Source organism: Ruegeria sp. AD11(2025) (assembly GCF_056542405.1).
Genome location: NZ_JBQFZU010000128.1, coordinates 1 through 754, shown reverse-complemented (window position 1 = coordinate 754; position 754 = coordinate 1). Strand labels below are relative to the sequence as shown.

The 754-nt window shown below is 58.1% G+C and carries 2 protein-coding genes; both read left to right on the top strand.

Annotation, left to right across the window (positions count from 1 at the left end; translation table 11 throughout):
• The first annotated feature begins 75 nt into the window (after positions 1-75).
• Positions 76-555 carry a phage virion morphogenesis protein gene (locus ACR1XY_RS24680; RefSeq protein ID WP_480597481.1) on the top strand — a complete coding sequence of 160 codons (480 nt, stop codon included), beginning with the start codon at positions 76-78 and terminating at the stop codon, positions 553-555.
• Positions 552-754 (top strand): hypothetical protein (locus ACR1XY_RS24675; protein WP_480597477.1); only part of this gene is annotated, 203 nt, incomplete at its 3' end. The genes ACR1XY_RS24680 and ACR1XY_RS24675, both read left to right, overlap by 4 nt.

The window sequence follows — 754 nt, the reverse complement described above, 5'->3', positions numbered from 1 at the left end:
TGGTTACGAGATCAGGACCTCTTCCGGCGCTGACTACACATCTCGGCCGCGGCTCTATGGACGGGGGCGTAGCTGATGAGTGATCTTGCCGTCGAAATGCAGCACACCGGGCTAGACCGCGCCACCCAAGCGATCGAGCGTGTGACCGGTTGGGACCGGCTTGAGTTGATGGATGTGATTGGCCGCTTGTGCCAGCTTCAAACCCGGCGGCGCATTCAGTCTGAGAAGATCGGTCCCAATGGTGAGCTGTGGCCCCACAATCGCCGAGGTTCCGCTCCGCTCTATGCGTCGGGTGCTTTGCATGACAGCATCGACTATCAGGCTGGACTTGGACAGGTCACGGTCGGATCGCCGCTGATCTATGCAGCCATTCATCATTTCGGTGGGATCATCAAGGCTAAGAGTGCCAAGACACTCGCCTTCATGAGCGGCAATAGAAAGGTTTTCGCCAAAAGTGTCACCATGCCGGCACGTCCCTATCTGGGGATCAGCCCGCAGAACGCGCAGGAAATCGAAGAGGTAGTTGCCGACTTCATCGCGGAGGTTCTCAAATGAAAATCTCCGATCTTCTGGATGCCATCAAAGCCAATCTGACAGACGCTGAAGCCTTCAAGGATGTGCGCGACATCGATGTGAGCCCCGGCCGCTTCAATGCTGATGAGATCACCCGGCGCAGCTTCAAAGCCCCCGCGCTGCGCGTTGCCTTTCTTGGGGCCCCGCGTACGCAGCCCAAACCTGATGACACGCGCCGTTA